This is a genomic window from Polaribacter sp. PL03, assembly GCF_033875165.1.
In the GTDB taxonomy this organism is placed as follows: domain Bacteria; phylum Bacteroidota; class Bacteroidia; order Flavobacteriales; family Flavobacteriaceae; genus Polaribacter.
This window is the reverse complement of sequence record NZ_JAWZSV010000002.1, coordinates 381,397-396,235: the sequence shown is the minus strand read 5'-3', so window position 1 is coordinate 396,235 and position 14,839 is coordinate 381,397. Positions and strand designations below refer to the sequence as shown.

Below are 14,839 nucleotides of genomic sequence, written 5' to 3'. Positions count from 1 at the left end.
CTAGTTTACAGGAACTTTAATTTTGTATAATTTTCTACTTTTATTGTTTAGGTTATTTTCTCTTAACCAAGGGTTATGAATTTTAAGTTCTTTATAATTCATACCATATTTCTTAGCAAATAGAGTTAGATTAGAAATAGCAGAATCTACTTTTATTGTTCTTGTAGCTTCTACAGTATATAAATCTTCTTGATCAAATACAAAACCATATTTTTTAGGATTCGAAATAATTTCTTTTAAAGCCAATATTCTAAAGACATATCTTTCTGTTTCGTCTGGTAACAAAGCATCGTAATAGTTATTAACTCCTTGTGCCTCTAATCTCTTAGAAACGCCATAATTACCCGCATTATAAGCAGCAGCAGCAAGCGTCCAAGAACCTAAGCGAGCTTTCGATTTTTTTAAATACTCTGCAGCAACTTTCGTTGCTTTTTCAATATTATAACGCTCATCTACGTTTTTATTAATTTCTAAACCATATTCTTTACCTGTTGTTCTCATAAAATGCCACATTCCTGCTGCACCAACAGAAGACGTTTCATCTGTAAAACCACTTTCTGCTAGGGCTAAAAATTTAAAATCGTCTGGTAAATTGTGTTTTTTTAATAAAGGTTCTAGAATAGGAAAATATTTATTTGCTCTTTTAATAAGTAATATTCCGTTAGATTGCCAGTATGTATTAACTAACAATTCTCTTTCCATTCTTTCTTTTACATCGTTAATTTCTAGAGGAACTCTTTCTCCAGCTAAATTAAGTCCGTTAGGAAGTTTTAATGCTTTTATTTTATAGGTTTTGTGTGTAAGTGTTTCTGGGTCTGTGTCAGACTTATGAATACCATTATAAAAAAGTAAGGTTACAATAGTTACACTTAATAAAGATAGAATACGTTGAGAAGATTTCATGTTTAGCAATTTTATAGTATAAATGTATGAAAAGAGGCTTGTATTAACAAGTTAAAACATCATCAATAATTTGAGATATTTTTTTAGCTTTTGTTAAAATCATTATATGTGTACCACCTTTTATTTCAATAGAGTTTTTAATATTCTTAATAGGAAAAACATTGTCTTTTGTACCATGAATATGAACAATATTTTCAACAGGTTTTAATTGTTTCCATTTTAAGACGTTATAGATAGACCATTTTAAATATTTTTTACTTCTAACAGAAAGATATTTTTTATAAAGGGCTGCTTTTTTCTTTAGAGATTTTCCTAAAAAGTATCTTGCATAATCTTCAAAATTTTCTACAACTTTGGTTGGAAAAAATTTATAAACCTTTGTGAATTTAGCAAATTTGAATTTCTTTGGCAGTTCATCTTGATTTTTAACGCTAGAAATAATAATAACTTTTCTAGGCTTTACAAATTTAGCGAGCTCTTGTACCATAATTCCGCCAAATGAAACCCCAACCAAAACAGGATTTTTTTCTTTTATTTCATCACTTAATCTACAAGCGTAATTATCGATATCCTCTTCTAAAGCAAGAGGTTTTATCCATTTTAAATAATGAAAAGTATATTTTTCTGAATCTAACTCTAAGTTTTCGAAAATTTTAGGACCAGCAGCTAAACCAGGCATAAAATAAATAGGAATTTTTGTCATTTCTTATAATATATTTAAGACAATGATAACATCAAAAGAGATGCCATTATTGTTTTACACAAGTTCTTTAACAAAATTTAAACGCACTACGCCATCTTCATCTATTTCTGTTAATTTTATTGTGTGTAAAGTATTTACTAATTCAGGATTCCAAGGGGTTTTTACTTTTACATAATTTTCTGTAAAACCATTAATATATCCTTCTTTATTCTCGCTTTCAAATAGAACTGTTAAAGTATTTCCTAATTGAGATTCATAAAAAGCACGTCTTTTTTTAGCAGACAAACCACGTAACATTTTGCTGCGTTTTGCTCTTACTTTTTTCGGAATAACGCCGTCCATTTCTACAGCTTCGGTATTTGGTCTTTCAGAATATGTAAAAACATGTAGATAAGAAATATCTAAGTCGTTTAAATAATTATAGGTTTCTAAAAAAAGTTCATCAGTTTCACCAGGAAAACCAACTATAACATCTACACCAATACAAGCGTTTGGCATTACTTCTTTAATTCTAGAAACTCTATTTGTATAGGTGTTTTTTAAATACCTACGTTTCATTTTCTTAAGCAATTCATCTGAACCAGATTGTAATGGAATATGAAAATGAGGTACAAAAGAGGTAGATTTCGACACAAAATCTATTGTTTCATCCTTTAATAAATTAGGTTCTATAGATGAAATTCGTAAACGATGAATGCCATCTACTTTATCTAATTTTTTTACAAGGTCTAAAAAAGTATGTTCATGTTTTTTATTACCAAATTCACCTTTACCATAATCTCCAATATTTACACCAGTTAAGACAATTTCTTTAATTCCTTTTGAAGAAATTTCTATAGCATTATCAATAACGTTTTGTAAAGTATCTGATCTAGAGATTCCTCTTGCCAAAGGAATTGTACAATATGTACATTTATAATCGCAACCGTCTTGCACTTTTAAAAAGGCACGAGTTCTGTCTCCAATGGAATAAGAACCCACGTAAAAATCTGCATCAGAAATTTCACAAGAATGTACTTCTCCAATATCATTTTTAGTTAAATCATTAATATAAGAGGTTACATTAAATTTTTCTGTTGCACCTAAAACCAAATCTACACCATCTACAGCAGCTAATTCTTCTGGTTTTAATTGTGCATAACAACCTACAGCAATTAAGTATGCTTCGTCATTTTGCTTTAAAGCATTTTTAACAATAGATTTAAAACGTTTATCTGCATTATCTGTAACAGAACAAGTGTTTATTACATAGACGTCTGCTTTTTCTTCAAACTCTACACGTTCAAAACCTTCACTAACAAAGTTTCTAGCAATGGTAGATGTTTCAGAGAAGTTTAGTTTACACCCTAAAGTATAAAAAGCAACCTTTTTTTCTGCATTCATTTTGGTATATTTAGCATTGGCGAAAGTACGATATTATTCATGATTTTTAAACAGAATAACTACTTATTAGAATTAAGATTTCACAAAATTTATAACAGTTTCATACTCTTATAAATATCTTTAAAGATTTAGAAAATGTTTCTTTTAATTAAAAAATACATAGTAAGAAATTTAACTATTTACCAATTAATTTTTGCTTGAATAGGGAAGTGGTCTGAATGCTTTTCAGAAAGGGTTAAAAACTGATTTATAATTGCATTTTCATCTGTTAAAATAAAGTCTATTCTTAACGGAAACCAATAATTAAAAGACCTACCAAAACCTTTACCAGCTTCTATAAAAGCATCTTTTTTCTGTTTAGATATTTCATGATACATCCAAGAATATGCGGTATTATTAAAATCTCCGCAAACAATTTTTTTTCCTTTCCATTTTTTTTCATGTTCTAAAAATAAAGCAGTTTGTTCTGCTTGCTTTTTAAAAGATGTAGAGACTCTATTTATTAGTTTTTCTGAATTTTCTTGTCCGAAATTTTCTTCGTTAGGTTTTATTCTTAAAGACTCGAAATGTGCATTGTAAATTCTAATTGTATCTTTTCCTTTAAGTATATCTGCAAAAATAATGTTATTACCAGTGCTGTTTAAATCTAAAGAACCAGAGTTTATAATTTTAAATCTCGAATAAATAGCCATTCCGTACTTTCCTCTTTTAGACTTAAACTTCACATATTTATAAGGAAAAGAAATTTTCACTTTTTTTGATTGATAGTATTCTTGAATTACGAGAACATCTAGATTTTTAGACGCTATAAAATCGAATCCATTTTTAGCGTCTGTACTGTCTTTTTTTGTAAAGAGATCAAATGCCTTAACATTATAACTCATTACTTTTAAATCTGAGTTTAAAGATGAATTATTACTAGACATTTTATAAAATGGAGTAGTAAAAAGCCAACCAACAATTAAGATAACAAAAGATAATAAAAACTGTTTTTTTAATTTGATTAACCAATATATAGCAAAGGCAAGATTTATAATTAATAAAATAGGAACAAAAAGACTAAGTATTGCAAATGCAGGAATCGTTTTTGGAGAAACAAAAGGCAACAGAAAAGACAACAATAGTACTGTTGCCATTAATGAATTTACTAAATAAAGTATTTTGTCTAAAAACGATAGGTTCTTCATTTACCTTTTTCCTTGTTTAAATAAAAATTCTTTTTCTGTTTTGGTTAATGTGTCATAACCAGATTTACTAATTTTATCTAATATAGCATCTATTTGTGCCTGATTAGGAGCTGTGTTTTTTACTGTACTCTGTTTTTTATTAGTAGTTCTGTGAACTGTTTTTAAAGGCTTTTCCTTTTTCTTAAAGAATGAAGAGAAAGAACCAAAAATATCGATGTTTTTATTACTTGCTTGTGATACATATAAAAAACCAAATAAACTTCCACCTAAATGAGAAAAACTTCCACCAGCATTTGTTCCTATAAGTCCAATAATATCAAAAGCTAACCAAACAACAGCCAAGTGCCAAAACTTAATAAAACCAATAAAACGAATCTTAATTTGATAATTAGGCATGTAGGTAGCAATACCAATAAATATTGCAGAAATTCCTGCAGACGCACCAACTAATGTTGTATTCATTCCTTCAAACAAAGGAAAATAATTTTGACTAACTACATATAATATTCCGCCAAATAAAGTGCCTAAAATATAAAATGTTAAGGCTTGTTTTTGTGTGAAATATTGAATAAAAAGATTTCCAATAAAATACAAAGTAATCATATTAAATAATAAGTGAATAAAATCTGCGTGTAAAAAACCGTAAGAAATTATAGACCAAGGTTTAGATAGTAAAGCGTTTAAATTATTATCTAAAGAAAACCACTCTATTAAAAAGTTCTGTTGGCCTTTGTATAAACCTTGAAATACTGTTACTAAAAGTGTACAAAGAAAAACACCAACATTTAAATAAATTAATTTATCTATTATAGTACCTGTTTTATATTTGTGTTTAAGTGTGTCTATTAAACTCATTATTTGGTTTTAAATTGATTTCTTTTCCAATAATAAGCAATAATAAATCCTATTAAGGCACCACCAATATGGGCAAAATGTGCAATACTACCCACAGAGTACTTAGTCATTCCAAAGAAAAGATCTCCTAAAATCATAATAGGAATAAAGTACTTTGCTGCGATTGGAATAGGTAAAAAGATCAAAGCTAATTTTGCATCTTTAAAATACAATCCAAATGCCACCAAAACGCCATAAACAGCACCAGAAGCTCCTAAAGCAGGAGTGTTATACAAACCATAAATTTTATCAAACTGAGTTTGTGTAATTGCATCTTTTAAATTAAAACCAGCAGTAGTTCCTTTTTCTAGAATAGAAATTACATCAGCATTATTTAAGCCTGCACCTATAAAAAGATCATAAATACCATTAAATTGATAATAGTTTACAAGCGTATAAATTAAACCAGCTCCAATTCCTGAAGAAAAATAAAAGAATAAGAATTTTTTTCTTCCCCACATTTGCTCTAAAGGTGTACCAAATGCCCATAAACCATACATGTTAAATAAGATGTGAGGTAAACTACCATGCATAAACATGTGCGTTACATATTGCCAAATTCCAAAATGTTCATTTTTAGGAAAATGCAATGCTAATATATTTGTAAAATCTAATTGTAACAACTGTGGTGCTACAAATAAAATTACATTTATTATAATTAGGTGTTTTATACCGTCTGTAAGTTTCCCCATAATTAACTATTAAATAGGTTGTCTATTTGGTTTAGTGTTAATGTTTTAAATGTTGCTTTTCCAAAAGGAGAAACTGTTGGTTCTTTACAAGAAAATAAATTGTTTACTAAGCTTTCTTGTTCTCTTTCAGATAATAATGTACCTGTTTTTATAGACAATGTTTTTGCAAATGACTTTGCCATAACATCAAAATGACTAAAACTTGCATCTGGTACTTCTAAATCTATGTCATTAAGTAATTCCTCTAAAATGATAGTTATTTTGCTTTCTGTAACAGAAACCGGAATTCCTTTTATAGTAACACTGTCTTTTGTAAATTCATCAAAAGAAAAACCTGCATTTTCTAATTCTGTCTTTATGGTATAGATCATTTCTATTTCTGCGGAAGAAAAAGAAATCTTTACAGGAAATAATAATTGCTGACTGTTTGCTTCTTTAACGGTAATACTTTCTAAAAATTGCTCGTAAAGTACTCTTTGATGTGCTAAAGATTGGTTTATTAAAACAACACCAGACTTAATCAAACTCATTACGTATTTACGTTGAATTTGAAATGTTTTTTGTGTTTTCTCTTCTTCTTGATGCTCAAATAAACTAGCATTTATCTGTTCGTTAGAACTTTCTACAGAAGTATATAATGATTCCCAACTTTCTGTTGGTTTTTCTCTTTTAAAGGTAAAATTACTTTCTTTTTGATATTGTTCTTCTTTAAAAGGATTAAAATCTGGGTCTACAGATATTTTAGGAACCGAAGCTGGTTTTGCATCTGCTTTAAAAGCATAAGGAGTATCTAAACCTGCATCTCTATTAAAATCTAAAACAGGTGCAACATTATATTGCCCTAAACTATGCTTTACTGTTGCACGCAACATTGCATACAAAGCCTTTTCATTATCGAACTTAATTTCTGTTTTTGTTGGATGAATGTTAATATCTATTGTATTTGCAGGAACTCTTAAATATAAGAAGTAAGAAGGATGTGCTCCTTGTTCTAACAAACCATCAAAAGCACTTACAACGGCATGGTTTAAATAAGAACTTTTTATAAATCGATCATTCACAAAAAAGAATTGTTCACCACGTTTTCTTTTAGAAAACTCTGGTTTTGCAACAAAACCTTCTATTGCAACAATATCTGTTTTTTCGTCAATAGGAACTAATTTTTCATTCATTTTAGTTCCAAAAACTGCTACAATACGCTGGCGAAGGTTACCACTTTTAAGATGGTAAACTTCGTTATTATTGTGATGTAGTAAAAATGAAATATCTGAATGTGCCAATGCAACACGTTGAAATTCATCTATTATATGGCGTGTTTCTACAGTGTCTGACTTTAAAAAGTTTCTTCTTGCAGGTATGTTGTAGAATAAGTTTTTTACAGCCAAACTAGTTCCTTTACCAGTAGAAATAAATTCTTGAGAGAAAATTTTACTTCCTTCAATTTTTATACAAGTACCAAGCTCTTCATCTGTTGGTTTTGTTTTTAATTCTACATGCGCAATTGCGGCAATAGAAGCCAAAGCTTCACCACGAAAACCCTTTGTATTTAAATTAAATAAATCTTCTGCTTTCTGTATTTTAGATGTTGCATGACGCTCGAAACTCATTCTTGCGTCTGTTGGGCTCATTCCTTTACCGTCATCAATTACTTGAATAAGCGTTTTACCAGCATCTTTTATTAATAATTTTATATTGGTAGCACCAGCATCAATTGCATTCTCTAATAACTCTTTAACTACAGAGGCAGGACGTTGTACTACCTCTCCTGCAGCAATTTGGTTTGCAACATGATCTGGTAAAAGTTGAATAATATCAGACATTAATTATTTTATGAATATAGATAGGTCAAAATCTATGATGTAAAGAAAAATAAAAACTAAAGCACCAATTATTATTAAAAGTGTTTTGTTGGTTTTTATATCAGGATTTTTTAAATCATCAATAGCATCGCCAAATTTACCTTTAATTCCTTTGTTTTTTCCTGCTGTAGTTCTAAATTGATCTAATTTGTGCTCAATTTTAAAAGGGTTTCCTTCTCCTTTATAATAACGAGGTTGATAGTCAAATTTTTTGTTTGTTCGTTTTAAAAATCCCATAATTTTAGAAATAATTGGTGAATAGATTTTAGAATAAATCAATTTTCATACCAATTGTATAAGCATTTCAAATTTAAAGAATTTAAAGGAAACCTACTAAAATTGATGTTAAAAGTATTCTTAAAAAAAAAATGAATGTTTAAACTTTAAAAACCGATGTTATCGTTTTTTCTGTCTATGTTTTTTAAAGCAGCCATTTTTACAGCAGCAACAGCACATTCTATTCCTTTATTACCCAAACTACCACCAGATCTATCTAAAGATTGTTGTTTAGTATTATCTGTTAAGACACAGAAAATTACAGGTACATCATATTTAATATTTAAATCTACAATACCTTGTGTAACACCTTCGCAAACAAAATCGAAATGTTTTGTTTCTCCTTGTATTACGTTTCCTATTGCAATAATAGCATCTACTTGCTGAGATTCTATCATTTTTTTACATCCATAAACCAATTCGAAACTACCAGGAACATCCCAAGAAATAATGTTTTCTTTAGATGTACCACAATCTATTAAAGTTTCAATTGCTCCTTTTTGAAGGTTTTTTGTAATTTCTGGATTCCATTCAGAAACAACAATCCCAAATCGAAAAGACTTCGCATTTGGGATAGTTGCTTTATCGTAATAAGATAAATTTGTTGTTGCCATGTTTTAGTTTTTAGTCATTAGTTTCTAGTAGTTAGGTTTTACTAATTCCTAAAACCTAATTTCTAAATACTAGTTTGCGTATTTAGCAGCATTTATAAATTTCTCAACATCTCTACCTTGGTCAGACGTTGGGTAGTTTTCTTTAATTTCAGTAAATAAAGAAGCTGCTTTATCAAATTTCTTCAACTCCATAGCCGTCATTCCTGCTTTGTACAAAAATAAAGGAGATGTATAGTCGTTTTGTTTTTTACTAGCTGCTTTTTGGTAGTATTCTAAAGCTTGTTCTGGTTGGTTAATATCTGCAAAAGCATCACCAACAGCACCTAAAGTAATAGGACCTAACATTTCATCATCAGAATTAAATTTTTCTAAATGATCTATTGCTTTGTCATATTGTTTCATTTCTAAGTAAGAAACACCAGCATAATAGTTTGCTAAATTTCCTGCATTAGTACCGCTGTAAGATTTTGCGATGTCTAAGAAACCGTATTTACCATCTGCGCCTTCTAAACCTAAAGTTAACAAAGAATCGATACCAGAACCAGCTGTAGAAGCTTGGTCGTAATATTTTCTTGGGAATGCTAATTCATTAGAAGCTTCAATTTCATTTGGTTCAGATATGTATTTATTATATCCAAAATAGACTAAAAAGATTACAACTATACCTACTAAAGCATAGAATAAAGGTTTACTGTTTTTTTCAATCCATTGTTCAGATCTAGAAGCAGTCTCGTCTAAAGTGTTTAAAACACCAGCTGTTTCGAATTCAGATTCGTCAAACTGTTGTTGTTCTTTTTTACCTTCTGCTTTATATTTCTTCTTGTAAGTTGCCATATTTCCTTAAAAATTAGTGGCGACAAAAATAGTTTTTTTAATTGGATTTTAAAAGGAGATAATTCGCAAAATTTTCAATAATTTGCAATTCCTTATAAAGACCCTTTTTAATTCATGTATTTACAGAAGCTTAATTTACTTAATTTTAAGAATTTAGAATCGCAAACGTTTGATTTTCAGCAGAAAATAAATTGTTTTGTAGGTAATAACGGTGTTGGTAAAACCAATGTTTTAGATGCGATCTATTATTTGTCTTTTGCAAAAAGTTATTTTAATTCTGTCGCAATTCAGAATATAAAACACGGTGAAGCTTTTTTTATGATAGAAGGAGACTATGTTATAAATGATAGAAATGAGAAAATTGTTTGCAGTTTAAAGAAAGGGCAAAAGAAAGTTTTAAAACGAAATGGCAAGAGTTATGAGAAATTTTCTGACCATATTGGGCAATTGCCATTGGTTATTATTTCTCCTGCAGATAGAGATTTAGTTACAGAAGGAAGTGATACCAGAAGAAAATTTATTGATGGTGTTATTTCTCAACAAAATAAAGGTTATTTAAAAGATTTATTAGCTTATAATAAAATTCTAAGCCAGAGAAATGCGTTGTTAAAATACTTTGCTGCAAATAGAACTTTCGATGCTTTAAATTTAAGTGTGTATGATGAACAATTATCAGATTATGGTACTAGAATTTATGAGGTTAGAAAGGCATTTTTAGAAGGATTTATTCCTATATTTAACGAAAAATATCAAATAATTTCTGATGATAATGAAAGTGTTAATCTATTGTATAAAAGTCAATTACATGATTTTTCTATAAAAGAATTATTGCAAAAATCTTTAGAAAAGGATAAGATGTTACAGTACACATCTTCAGGTATTCATAAAGATGATTTAAGTTTTGAAATAGGAGCGTATCCCATTAAAAAGTTTGGTTCTCAAGGACAGCAAAAATCATATTTAATTGCATTAAAATTTGCTCAGTTCGAGTTCATTAAACAACAAGCGGCTGTGGTTCCTATTTTATTATTAGATGATATTTTTGATAAACTTGATGAAAGTAGAGTTTCACAAATTATTAATTTGGTGAATAATGATGAATTTGGACAGATATTTATTACAGATACACATTCTGAAAGAACAGAAAACATAGTAAAACAAAGTAACAAACCATATCAAATTTTTAAACTTTAATTTAACCTATGTCTAAAAGAGAAAACGATTCTTTATCTATAGAAGATTTAATGCAGTTTTTTATCAAAGAAAATAATTTGACAAAAGGAATGCAGAAATTAAAGATTGAAGAAACTTGGAATAAGATGATGGGACCTGGTGTTGCTACACATACTACTTCTGTTAAATTACAAAACAAAACCTTAGTTATACAATTAACTTCTTCTGTTTTACGTGAAGAATTAAGTTACGGAAAAGAGAAAATTGTTAAAATGATGAATGAAGAAATTGGAGAGGAAGTAATTTCTAAATTAATGTTGGTTTAATTTTTTCTTTTTAGAAGCAAATTTAATTATTTCACTCCTTGTAATTTTAAATAAAAAAAACTCGTAACAATTAAGTTACGAGTTTTTATAAATATTTTTAGATTAAGAATTTCTAAAATCCTTAAAACTGCTCTCTTCCAGAAAAGTGAAAGTTTCCTTCGATTTGTGCATTTTCATCAGAATCAGAACCATGTACAGCATTTTCTCCCATAGAAGTTGCATATAATTTTCTAATAGTTCCTTCTGCAGCATCAGCAGGATTTGTAGCACCTATTAAAGTCCTAAAATCGTCTACAGCGTTATCTTTTTCTAATATTGCAGCTACAACTGGTCCACGTGTCATGAACTCAACTAATTCCCCAAAAAACGGACGCTCATTATGCACAGCATAAAAAGTTTCAGCATCTGCCTTTGTCATTTGTGTTTTCTTTAAAGCTACTATTCTAAATCCTGCAGCATTAATTTTGTCTAAAATTGCACCAGTATGTCCGTTTTCGACAGCATCTGGTTTAAGCATTGTAAATGTTCTATTTGTTGCCATTGTGTTTTTTAATTTTTTGCAAAAGTACACTTTTTTATATTAAAACCAATTTATGGGTATGTTTGTTGTAATTCTTGTAATAATATATTGTTTTTACCTCGCATTTCCATCTTAATCTTATGTGTGTCGAAATTAAATTTTAAAATACCAAAACTAATTTTAGACACTACATTCTGTACTCTGTGTTTATTTTTTTCTGAAGTAAAGCCATTGTAAGAATGTGTAAGTCCGCTAGAAGTAAAATCTATAAGTGGGTAAGAAAGGTTTGGTACTTGTGTTTTAGAAAATTCTGATATATGTCTATCTCCAGAAAGTAATAAAACTCCTTTTGCATTACTTTTTATAATGGTGTTTTTTAGTTTATCTACTTCGTGAGGAAAATTTCCCCAAGTTTCAAAACCATGTTCTGCAGATAAAACTTGAATACTACTTACTATAATATTAAAATCTGCTTTAGATGAATTTAACTCATTGGTTAACCATTTCCATTGTGTTTCGCCTAAAACAGTTCCTTTACCGTAAGTATTTGGTGTAAATCTTCTTTTATTTTTTGTAGATTTTGTTAAAGCAGTTCTAAAGTATCTAGTGTCTAAAACAATTACTTTAACACTTCCTTTTTGTGTTGTAAAAATTTCTGAATGATAAACTCCTTCTTGTTTTCTTCGAGGGCTATTTTTATCAACATTAAAAAAATCTAAAAACTCTTTTTGTGCTTCTACTTTTTTAGGAGATTCAACTCCACTATCATTTTTACCATAATCATGATCGTCCCAGGTAGCCAAAACAGGTATATTGTTTATTAGATCTGAATATCCTTTTTGATTTTTTAACGTCTTGTAATCATTTCTTAATTTATTCATGTCATGAGTATCAGAATAAATATTATCGCCACCCCAAACCCATAAATTTGGTTGGTTCTTTTTAATTTCTTTCCACAAAATATTTTTAACATTTTGCTTATTGCATGATCCAAAAGCAATTGTAAAATCATTACTATTACTTTCATCAATATTTTTAGGTGTTGCACATGAAACTAGCACAATAGATGCCATTAAGCAGGTGTTTTTTATTAAATTTTTCAAGACTAAATAGTTTAAGTTTTAGCAAATGTAAAGGAAAATTTATTTTGAACAATGTTATTAAATTGTATCTTCGCTGCTTATGATTTTAAAAGGATTTGAAGAATTAAAGAGCTATCTCGATACACCGAGAAACATTGTACTAATAGGGCATAGAAACCCTGATGGTGATGCAATGGGATCTACTTTAGGGTTGCGACATTACTTGTCTAAAAAAGGTCATAAAGCTACTGTTGTTGTGCCAAATGAGTATCCAGATTTTTTACACTGGTTACCTGGTTCAGACGCTACGTATCGTTTCGATTGGCAAAATAGTCAGGCTCAAAAGGCTATAAAAGCCTCAGAAATTATTTTTCTATTAGACTTTAATGCATTACATAGAGTTGGTTATGACATGCAAAAAACGTTAGAAAAATACCAAAACGATTTTGCTATGATAGATCATCATCAACAACCAGATGATGTAAAATATATGTATTCTGATGTAGAAATTTGTTCTACTTGCCAAATGGTGTATCAGTTTATAGAAATGAATAATGATTTAGATTTAATTGATGCTGACATTGCAACTTGTCTATACACAGGTATTATGACAGATACGGGGTCTTTTAGGTTTAGATCTACAACAAGCACAACGCATAGAATTATTGCTAATTTAATTGATAAAGGAGCAGAGAATAATAAGATTCATAACAATGTGTATGATTCAAATTCTTATGGAAGATTATTGTTGTTAGGACAAGCACTTAGTAACTTACAGATATTACCAGAATATAAAACAGCTTTTATAACATTAACAGAGGTAGAGAAAAAGAAGTTCGATTTTCAGAAAGGAGATACAGAAGGAGTTGTAAATTATGCACTTTCTTTAAAAGGAATTATTTTTGCAGCTATATTTATTGAAGATGTAGAACAAAAAATAATTAAAATATCTTTTAGATCTAAAGGCGAATTTTCTGTAAACCAATTCTCTAGAAATCATTTTAATGGTGGTGGTCATGACAATGCAGCAGGAGGTAAGTTTAATGGTTCTTTAGAAGATGCTGTGCATTCTTTTAATGAGCTTTTACCTAAGTATAAAAACGAATTAAATGTGTCTAATGAAGAATAATTTATTTTATATTATTGGATTTTTATTTTTAGTGAGTTGTACTACTTCTAAACCAAGAAGACCAATAAACCCAAAGCCATCAACAACTATCTTTCAAGATAATATTGAAACAGCAAAAAAAATATTTCAACTAGAAGAAGAAGAAATTCTTAATTTTATTAAAAAAGATTCTCTTAATGTATACAAAACATCTTCTAGTGGTTTTTGGTACACATATAATACTAAAATAGAAAAAGATCTAGCAATGCCTAAAGCAGGTGATATTGTTGAATTAACATATGATATTAGAGATTTAAATGATTCTATCATATATAATAAAGCAGATTTAGGTACAAAAACTTACAAAGTAGATAAAGAAGATTTTATTTCTGGAATTCAAAAAGGAATAAAGTTGATGAAAATAGGAGAAACTATTACATTTGTGATTCCGTCTTACAATGCATTTGGTATTTCTGGTGACGGTAATAAAATAGGAATTAGTAAAACAATAAAGAGTACAGTAACATTATTAAATATAAAATAAATTAAACAAAAATGAGAATTGTAAAAAATTTAGCAGCAGTAGCAATAACAGTAACTATGTTTTCATGTGGAAACCAAGTTAAAGAAGTAACATCTTTAAAAACAGAATTAGACTCTGTAAGTTATGCAGTTGGTATAAGTATGTCTGGGCAATTAAAGTCTACCTTTAGTGAGGTAGATAAAGCTCTTTTAAACCAAGGTATTAGAAATGGATTAGATTCTACGAACTTATTAATAGAAACTAAAGATATTCAGAAAGTATTAAGTGCATATTTTCAAAAGAAACAACAAGCTCAAATGAAAGAGCAACAAGAAAAAGCAGCTAAATTGGCAGAAGCTAAATTTGCAGAAAATAAAAAAGCAGGTGAAGATTTTTTAGCAGTAAACAAAACTAAAGCAGGTGTAAAAACTACAGAAAGTGGTATACAATATATCGTATTAAAAGAAGGTTCTGGAGACAAGCCAGCAGGACCAAGTACTAGAGTAAAAGTACACTACCATGGTACAAATTTAGAAGGTAAAGTTTTTGATAGCTCTGTAGATAGAGGAACACCAGCAGAATTTGGTTTAAATGAAGTAATTAAAGGTTGGACAGAAGGTGTACAATTAATGAATGAAGGTGGGAAATACAAGTTTTTTATTCCTCAAGAATTAGCTTATGGAGCACAACAAAGAGGAGAAAACATTAAACCTTTTTCTACTTTGGTATTTGAAATTGAATTGTTAGAAGTTTTAAAATAAA

17 protein-coding genes are annotated in these 14,839 nt (G+C 29.0%); 5 read left to right on the top strand and 12 right to left on the bottom strand.

All coding sequences use genetic code 11. From position 1 onward, the window contains the following. From SHK09_RS05045 to SHK09_RS05000, 10 genes are all read right to left on the bottom strand, one after another. Positions 1-903: a lytic transglycosylase domain-containing protein gene (locus SHK09_RS05045; protein WP_319809688.1), complete on the bottom strand. Its 903-nt coding sequence runs from the start codon at positions 901-903 to the stop codon at positions 1-3. A 43-nt stretch (positions 904-946) separates the two neighbouring features. Continuing rightward, on the bottom strand, positions 947-1,606 hold the full coding sequence (locus SHK09_RS05040) for an alpha/beta hydrolase (protein ID WP_319809687.1): 660 nt from the start codon (positions 1,604-1,606) through the stop codon (positions 947-949). Positions 1,607-1,660: 54 nt separating this feature from the next. Further along, a complete protein-coding gene (gene mtaB / locus SHK09_RS05035) occupies positions 1,661-2,989 on the bottom strand; it encodes a tRNA (N(6)-L-threonylcarbamoyladenosine(37)-C(2))-methylthiotransferase MtaB (RefSeq protein WP_319809686.1) in 1,329 nt (442 codons plus the stop codon). Between the two features lie 179 nt (positions 2,990-3,168). Continuing rightward, on the bottom strand, positions 3,169-4,176 hold the full coding sequence (locus SHK09_RS05030; protein ID WP_319809685.1) for an endonuclease/exonuclease/phosphatase family protein: 1,008 nt from the start codon (positions 4,174-4,176) through the stop codon (positions 3,169-3,171). After that, positions 4,177-5,031: a rhomboid family intramembrane serine protease gene (locus tag SHK09_RS05025; protein WP_319809684.1), complete on the bottom strand. Its 855-nt coding sequence runs from the start codon at positions 5,029-5,031 to the stop codon at positions 4,177-4,179. Then, positions 5,031-5,762 carry a rhomboid family intramembrane serine protease gene (locus tag SHK09_RS05020; RefSeq protein WP_319809683.1) on the bottom strand — a complete coding sequence of 244 codons (732 nt, stop codon included), beginning with the start codon at positions 5,760-5,762 and terminating at the stop codon, positions 5,031-5,033. Before SHK09_RS05020 ends, SHK09_RS05025 begins: the two co-directional genes overlap by 1 nt. A gap of 2 nt (positions 5,763-5,764) precedes the next feature. Further along, positions 5,765-7,582 carry a DNA mismatch repair endonuclease MutL gene (mutL, locus tag SHK09_RS05015; protein WP_319809682.1) on the bottom strand — a complete coding sequence of 606 codons (1,818 nt, stop codon included), beginning with the start codon at positions 7,580-7,582 and terminating at the stop codon, positions 5,765-5,767. Positions 7,583-7,585: 3 nt separating this feature from the next. Then, positions 7,586-7,858, bottom strand: a complete 273-nt coding sequence (locus tag SHK09_RS05010; protein ID WP_319809681.1) for a riboflavin synthase subunit beta — start codon at positions 7,856-7,858, stop codon at positions 7,586-7,588. A gap of 146 nt (positions 7,859-8,004) precedes the next feature. Further along, positions 8,005-8,511 (bottom strand): 6,7-dimethyl-8-ribityllumazine synthase, encoded by a 507-nt coding sequence (gene ribH / locus SHK09_RS05005; protein ID WP_319809680.1) that lies wholly within the window; start codon positions 8,509-8,511, stop codon positions 8,005-8,007. Positions 8,512-8,580: 69 nt separating this feature from the next. Beyond that, complete coding sequence (locus SHK09_RS05000; RefSeq protein WP_319809679.1) at positions 8,581-9,345, bottom strand: tetratricopeptide repeat protein; 765 nt, start codon at positions 9,343-9,345, stop codon at positions 8,581-8,583. A gap of 114 nt (positions 9,346-9,459) precedes the next feature. Here SHK09_RS05000 and recF point away from each other — a divergent pair, with 114 nt between their 5' ends. Together recF and SHK09_RS04990 are read left to right on the top strand one after the other, a co-directional pair. Continuing rightward, complete coding sequence (gene recF, locus SHK09_RS04995) at positions 9,460-10,539, top strand: DNA replication/repair protein RecF (RefSeq protein WP_319809678.1); 1,080 nt, start codon at positions 9,460-9,462, stop codon at positions 10,537-10,539. 8 nt (positions 10,540-10,547) lie between these two features. After that, the gene (locus SHK09_RS04990) at positions 10,548-10,844 is read left to right on the top strand and encodes a DUF721 domain-containing protein (protein ID WP_100945499.1); all 297 of its coding nucleotides are present in this window, start codon (positions 10,548-10,550) and stop codon (positions 10,842-10,844) included. 121 nt (positions 10,845-10,965) lie between these two features. Here SHK09_RS04990 and SHK09_RS04985 read toward each other — a convergent pair whose 3' ends face one another. Both SHK09_RS04985 and SHK09_RS04980 read right to left on the bottom strand, forming a co-directional pair. Then, positions 10,966-11,385, bottom strand: a complete 420-nt coding sequence (locus SHK09_RS04985) for a nucleoside-diphosphate kinase (protein WP_100945494.1) — start codon at positions 11,383-11,385, stop codon at positions 10,966-10,968. 50 nt (positions 11,386-11,435) lie between these two features. Continuing rightward, positions 11,436-12,437: an alkaline phosphatase D family protein gene (locus SHK09_RS04980; RefSeq protein ID WP_319809677.1), complete on the bottom strand. Its 1,002-nt coding sequence runs from the start codon at positions 12,435-12,437 to the stop codon at positions 11,436-11,438. A gap of 109 nt (positions 12,438-12,546) precedes the next feature. Here SHK09_RS04980 and SHK09_RS04975 point away from each other — a divergent pair, with 109 nt between their 5' ends. From SHK09_RS04975 to SHK09_RS04965, 3 genes are read left to right on the top strand one after another with little or no spacing between them, the layout of a single operon-like run. Beyond that, positions 12,547-13,575, top strand: coding sequence for a bifunctional oligoribonuclease/PAP phosphatase NrnA (locus tag SHK09_RS04975; RefSeq protein WP_319809676.1), 1,029 nt, complete (start codon positions 12,547-12,549; stop codon positions 13,573-13,575). Further along, positions 13,565-14,098, top strand: coding sequence for a gliding motility-associated peptidyl-prolyl isomerase GldI (gldI, locus tag SHK09_RS04970; protein WP_319809675.1), 534 nt, complete (start codon positions 13,565-13,567; stop codon positions 14,096-14,098). Before SHK09_RS04975 ends, gldI begins: the two co-directional genes overlap by 11 nt. An 11-nt stretch (positions 14,099-14,109) precedes the next feature. Continuing rightward, on the top strand, positions 14,110-14,838 hold the full coding sequence (locus SHK09_RS04965) for an FKBP-type peptidyl-prolyl cis-trans isomerase (RefSeq protein WP_319809674.1): 729 nt from the start codon (positions 14,110-14,112) through the stop codon (positions 14,836-14,838). Position 14,839: the final 1 nt, after the last annotated feature.